Source organism: Mesorhizobium sp. M7A.F.Ca.CA.002.04.1.1 (assembly GCF_004022805.1).
Classification (GTDB): domain Bacteria; phylum Pseudomonadota; class Alphaproteobacteria; order Rhizobiales; family Rhizobiaceae; genus Mesorhizobium; species Mesorhizobium ciceri.
In genome coordinates, this window is the sequence record NZ_RZPL01000309.1 from 1 (window position 1) to 6,276 (window position 6,276).

Here is a 6,276-nt window from a genome sequence, read left to right on the forward strand (position 1 = left end):
GAAACCATGCTCAATCCAAGCCGGGAGCCCAGCAGCATGAGGATGAAGGTCAGCGTCGAGGCCGCGAAGGCACCGGCGATGATCGGTCCCCAACTGACGGCGGTGGAGGAGGATTCTGTTGAAGTGGAAACGTCGACAGCCGATAGGGTGGACTGCATAAGTGCCCCCTATCGTACGAACAGCATGATCAGAATGATGATCGGGATCGGTATGCCGAGCAACCAGAGCAAAATGCCGCGTCCCATGGAAGCCTCCTGTTAGAAATTGTGATCGATATTGTCACAATGTCTCGCAGGGACTTCCGTTCCGGCGCGTTGCAAATTGATTTTGTTGCCGCCGGTGGAACAATTGGCGCGCCGCAGCGCGCCAATTCAGATTTAACGGCCAGATCAGATATCCAGATTGGCGACCGACAGCGCGTTGTCCTGGATGAACTCGCGCCTGGGCTCGACCTCGTCGCCCATCAGCCGCGAAAACAGCGAATCCGCATCGGTCGCGTCATTGACCTTGACCTGCAGCAGCGAGCGCACGTTCGGATCGAGCGTGGTTTCCCACAGCTGTTCGGCGTTCATCTCGCCGAGACCCTTGTAGCGCTGCATCGTCAGGCCCTTGCGGCCTGTCGCAAAGACCGCATTGAGCATCGCCAGCGGCCCCGAGATGGTTTCGGAGACATCCTTGCGGCGCAGCACCGGCGGCGACCCGTAGACCTCGCTGAGGCGCTGTGCGTAGCGGTCGAGCTGGCGTGCGTCGGCCGAATTGATCAGCGCCAGGTCGAGATGCGCATATTCCTTGACGCTGCGCACCGTGCGCTCGAACACATAGCCGCCAACGCCTTCATTCGAGGTCGACATGCGGCCGGTCCAGCCGCGCTCGGTGTCCTCGGCAATGATGTCGAGGCGTTTTGCAATCCGCTCCGCCATGTCGTTGGCGCGACCGAGATCGGCGAACACGTCCGGGTTGAGCCCACCGGCGATCGCCGCCTGCTCGACGACGCCTCTGTTGTAGCGCGTGTGCAGGCCGTTGATCAGCTGGCGCACCGCCAGCGCGTCATCGATGGCGCCACGCAGGTCCTGCCCGATGCGAACCTCGCCCGAGCCGAGCGTAAGCGATGCTTCCTCCAGTCCCGAGCCGATCAGGAACTCCTCGAACGCGCTTTCGTCCTTGATGTATTGCGAGCTCTTGCCGCGCGTCACCTTGTAGAGCGGCGGCTGGGCGATGTAGAGATGGCCGCGCTCGATCAGCTCCGGCATCTGCCGGAAGAAGAAGGTAAGCAGCAAGGTTCTGATATGGGCGCCGTCGACGTCGGCGTCGGTCATCAGGATGATCTTGTGGTAGCGCAATTTGTCGGCGTTGAACTCGTCCTTGCCGATCGAGGTGCCGAGCGCCGTGATCAACGTGCCGATCATGTCGGAGCCGAGCATGCGGTCGAAGCGCGCCCGCTCGACATTGAGGATCTTGCCGCGCAACGGCAGGATCGCCTGGTTCTGGCGCGAACGCCCACCCTTGGCGGAGCCGCCGGCGGAATCACCCTCGACGATGAAGATTTCGGATTTCGCCGGGTCGCGTTCCTGGCAGTCGGCCAGTTTGCCGGGCAGGGAAGTGACGCCGAGCGAACTCTTGCGGGTGATATCGCGCGCCTTGCGCGCCGCTTCGCGCGCCGCCGCCGCCTGGATCACCTTGTCGACGACCACCTTGCCTTCGCTCGGGTGTTCTTCCAGCCAGGTGCCGAGCGCTTCGTTGACCAGGCCTTCGACGACAGGACGGACTTCCGACGAGACCAGCTTGTCCTTGGTCTGCGAGGAGAATTTCGGGTCGGGAACCTTGACCGACAGCACCGCCGTCAGACCTTCGCGGCAATCGTCGCCGATCAACGAGACCTTTTCCTTCTTGGTCAGCCCAGAGGATTCGCCATAGCCGGTGATCTGACGCGTCAGCGCGCCGCGGAAGCCGGCCAGATGCGTGCCGCCATCGCGCTGCGGGATGTTGTTGGTGAAGGCCAGCACGTTCTCGTGGTAGCTGTCGTTCCACCACATCGCCACTTCGACGGTGATCCCGTCGCGCTCCGCCCGGATGGCGATCGGCTTGTCGATCAGCGGTTTCTTGACGCGATCGAGATATTTGACGAATTCTTCGAGGCCTCCATCGTAGTGCAGTTCATGGCGCACGACATCGGCGTGACGGGCATCGGTCAAAATGATGCGCACGCCGGAATTGAGGAAGGCAAGCTCGCGCAGCCGGTGTTCCAGCGTGCCGAAGTCGAACTCGACCATGGTGAAGGTCTCGGCCGACGGGAAGAAGGTGATCTGGCTGCCGCTGCGGCCCTCATAGGTGCCCGGCTGCTTGTCCTGCTCATAGGTGCCGGTCGCCTTCAGAGGTGCGTCGGCATTGCCATGCGTGAAACTCATCTCGAAGATCTGGCCGTTGCGGCGGATCTTCAGCTTTAGCCACGCCGACAGCGCGTTGACCACCGAGACGCCGACGCCATGCAGGCCGCCCGAGACCTTGTAGGAATTCTGGTCGAACTTGCCGCCGGCATGCAGCTGCGTCATGATCACTTCGGCCGCCGAAATGCCTTCTCCGGTGTGGATATCGGTCGGAATTCCGCGGCCATTGTCGATCACAGTGACCGAACCATCGGGGTTGAGCGTCACGGTGACGAGGTCGGCGTGACCGGCCAGCGCCTCGTCGATGGCGTTGTCGACCACTTCATAGACCATGTGATGCAGGCCCGAGCCGTCGTCTGTATCACCGATATACATTCCGGGGCGTTTGCGGACAGCGTCCAACCCCTTCAAAACCTTGATGGAATCGGCGCCGTATTCGGCTTCAGCGCCGTTGTTGTTGTCGATCTGATCGCTCATGAAAACCTGTTGTCTGGATGCCGCCTGCACAGCGCGAAAAGTCCGCGCCGAATCGCGCCTCTGATATCGACTAGATATAGGCGCAAAAGGCGGTTTTTCCAAGGTTTGCAGGCATTTCACTGGGAATGGCCGGCTGCCAATGGCGGGCCTCCGCCGGCCCCCATTTCACTTCGGCCAGCGGTCCTTGAGAAACCTTGATCATGAACTTGTATCTCGGCGCCAGCCGCCTGCTGCGGTCGCGCCCCGGCGTCATGTCGGGCGGGCGGCCGGATCAGGCGGTGGTCGTCGTTGGCGATGACCAGGGCCAGGCGCCACCACTGCGGTGGCGGTGGTGAGCATAGGCAGCAAGGCAAACAGCAAGCGCAAATCGAACTGCCCCCCAGTTCGTTCCTGTGCACGACCACCTCTCTATGGCAGCAAACCGGGGTTTTTTGCGGAAGACCAGCGTTTTCAGCCTGCCCGCATCGGCTTCAAAGCCTCGCTCCAGCGCAGCAGCCCGTCGAGCATGGTTTTGGCTCCGCCCTGCACCTGTTCGCTGGCGTTGAAAGCGCCATTTTCGTCGAGCAGTTTCTGGTACATCGGCAGCGCGACGCCTTCCGGGATCGGCATGACACCTACCGAGGTCAGCAGCGGCTTCAGCGCTTGCGCCGCGCGCAGGCCGCCGGAGACGCCGCCATAGCTGAAAATGGCGGCTGCCTTGTACTTCCATTCGCGCGAGAGATAGTCGATCGCGTTGACGATCGCCGGCGCCACGAAATAATTGTATTCCGGCGCCACGAAGACGAAGGCATCGGCGGCATCGATCGCCTTGGACCAGGCTTTGGTATGATCGTTCTGGTAGTTGCCAAGCCTTGGATGGTGCGGTTCGTCCAGCACCGGAAGCTTGAACGCATCGATGTCGGTCAGTACAGGCTCGAATTTCCCGTGCTCGCGCGCGAACCTCTCCAGCCACTCGGCAAAAATCGGTCCGGCGCGGCCTGGCCGCGTGCTGCCGATGATGATGTTCAACTGGTGCTTCAAGCTGGGCTCCTGCGGTGGCGGTATCCATTGGTGACTGCCACCTAGGGCATGCCGCTCGGGGCAACAAGAAGGCACCTCGCGGTAACCGGTCACATTCCGGAGAGTAGGGCCTTGCCGTTCGGTCACATGGACGCCTGCTTTGCGGCCCACTACATTGGGTCATCAGCGGAGCACAGCATGGACATCCAGCCCGCCCCCTTCATTCCCCCGGCGCCGAAGCCGCGCACGACGCCGCCCTCGACGCTAGAGATGATCCGCATCGTCTACCGCAACCCGCTCGAATTGTGGGGTGAGCATACCTACAACGAGCCGTGGATCTCGGCGAACGGCGTTGGCGGACATCTGATCGTCGCCAATGATCCCGCCCTGATCCGGCATGTGCTGGTCGACAACGCCAGGAACTACAAGATGGCGACGGTGCGCCAGAAGATCCTGCGGCCGATCCTGCGCGACGGCCTGCTCACCGCCGAGGGCGAGGTCTGGAAGCGGTCGCGCAAGGCGATGGCGCCGGTGTTCACGCCGCGCCACATCTTCGGCTTCGCCCAGCCGATGCTGAGGCGCACGCAGGACTTCGTCACCCGTTACGAAGACGGCGGCACGTCTGACATCGCCCATGACATGACGCTGCTCACTTATGACATCCTGGCCGAGACGCTGTTTTCCGGCGAGATATCAGGCGAGCCCGGCAGTTTCGCCAACGAGATCGACCGCCTGTTCGAGACCATGGGTCGCGTCGATCCGCTCGACCTGTTGCGTGCGCCCGACTGGCTGCCGAGGCTGACCCGCATCCGTGGCCGCAAGACCATGGCCTATTTCCGCAAGATCGTCACCGACACGGTCAAGATGCGCGAAGCGAAATTCAAGCGCGATCCCGATGCCGTGCCGCAGGATTTCCTGACACTGCTGCTCAAGGCCGAGGGACCCGACGGACTGACGCGGGCCGAGGTCGAGGACAATATCATCACCTTCATCGGCGCCGGCCATGAGACGACGGCGCGTGCGCTCGGCTGGACGCTCTATTGCCTGGCTGAATCACCGTGGGAGCGCAACCGGGTCGAGCAGGAGATCGACCAGGTGCTGGCGCGCGAGCCCGATCCGACGAAATGGCTCGATGCCATGCCCTTCACGCGCGCGGCTTTCGACGAAGCGCTCAGGCTCTATCCGCCGGCGCCGTCGATCAACCGCGAGCCGATCGAACCGGAAATGTGGAAGGATCTTCATATCCCCAAGCACGCCGCGGTGCTGGTGATGCCTTGGGTCGTGCATCGCCACAGGAAACTGTGGGACCGGCCGGATGCCTTCCTGCCGGAACGCTTCCACCCGGGAAATCGCGAAAAGATCGACCGCTTCCAGTATCTGCCGTTTGGCGCCGGCCCACGCGTCTGCATCGGCGCCAGCTTCGCCATGCAGGAGGCGATCATCGCGCTGGCGATCATGCTGTCGCGCTTCCGCTTCGACACCACCGCCGAAACGAAACCCTGGCCGGTACAGAAACTGACCACGCAGCCGCAAGGCGGTCTACCGATGCAGGTCACGCCGCGTTAGGCGTGACACCTTCAGGCAGTTGCGCCGAATTAGGCCGCGGGCTTGCGTTGCTGGAACTGGCCGGCGGCGCGGTAGCGCCAGAGATAGCTGGGCAGGATCGTCGCGATCGACTGCGGCTGGATGCCTAGCCCCGCAAGCGTCCTGTTGGTCTGGTTGGCGGCGTCCGAAACGATGTTGTGCTCGCGCAGCTGCATCACCTGGTCCTTGGTCAGCAGCGGGTTGGGCAGGAGACCGAGGATCGAGGCCTGGATGTTGGCCACCCACCACGGAACCGGCACCAGCAGCCGCTTGCGCTCGATCACGTCGAGCAGCTCTTCCATACACTGCTTGAAGGTGAGCACCTTCGGTCCGCCGAGTTCATAGATCTGGCCGCCATCCACCTTGCCGTCGACCGAGCGCGCCACCGCTTCGGCCACGTCGCCGACATAGACCGGCTGAAACTTGGTCTGGCCGCCGCCGATCAGCGGCAGCACCGGCGAATAGCGCGCCATGTTGGCGAAGCGGTTGAAGAAGCCGTCTTCGGGTCCGAAATTGATCGACGGCCGGAAGATCACGGCGTCCTTGATCGTCTCCAGCACAGCCTTTTCGCCAAGCGCCTTGGTGCGCGCGTAGTCTGATTCGGAGTCCAGATCGGCGCCAAGCGCAGAAATGTGGGTCAGGCCGGCGCCGACCGAGCGCGCGGCCTCGGCCACTGCGCGGGCGCCGAACTCGTGCACGGCGGAGAATTTCTGCCGGCCGCTCTCATGCAGGATGGCGACCAGATTGACGACATGGTCGGCGCCTTGCACGGCGCGGTCTACCGACCAGCGCACGCGCACATTGGCCTGGACCGGCTGGATCTGGCCGACAT

5 protein-coding genes are annotated in these 6,276 nt (G+C 62.9%); 1 reads left to right on the forward strand and 4 read right to left on the reverse strand.

All coding sequences use genetic code 11. The annotated features are described in order from the left end of the window. Window positions 1-389 precede the first annotated feature (389 nt). The 3 genes from gyrB to ENZ75_RS17215 all read right to left on the reverse strand — a co-directional run bounded on the left by gyrB (window position 390) and on the right by ENZ75_RS17215 (window position 3,881). Window positions 390-2,861: a DNA topoisomerase (ATP-hydrolyzing) subunit B gene (gyrB, locus tag ENZ75_RS17210; RefSeq protein ID WP_013528198.1), complete on the reverse strand. Its 2,472-nt coding sequence runs from the start codon at window positions 2,859-2,861 to the stop codon at window positions 390-392. Window positions 2,862-2,931: 70 nt separating this feature from the next. Further along, window positions 2,932-3,063: a hypothetical protein gene (locus ENZ75_RS35605; protein ID WP_255337201.1), complete on the reverse strand. Its 132-nt coding sequence runs from the start codon at window positions 3,061-3,063 to the stop codon at window positions 2,932-2,934. A gap of 248 nt (window positions 3,064-3,311) precedes the next feature. Further along, window positions 3,312-3,881 (reverse strand): NADPH-dependent FMN reductase, encoded by a 570-nt coding sequence (locus tag ENZ75_RS17215; RefSeq protein WP_063169841.1) that lies wholly within the window; start codon window positions 3,879-3,881, stop codon window positions 3,312-3,314. A gap of 177 nt (window positions 3,882-4,058) precedes the next feature. Between ENZ75_RS17215 and ENZ75_RS17220 the strand changes: the two genes are divergently transcribed. Beyond that, window positions 4,059-5,426: a cytochrome P450 gene (locus ENZ75_RS17220; protein WP_013528196.1), complete on the forward strand. Its 1,368-nt coding sequence runs from the start codon at window positions 4,059-4,061 to the stop codon at window positions 5,424-5,426. Between the two features lie 29 nt (window positions 5,427-5,455). On the opposite strand, the gene ENZ75_RS17225 is transcribed toward ENZ75_RS17220, so the two are convergent. Further along, a partial coding sequence (locus ENZ75_RS17225) for a complex I NDUFA9 subunit family protein (protein ID WP_164887851.1) occupies window positions 5,456-6,276 on the reverse strand: 821 nt, incomplete at its 5' end.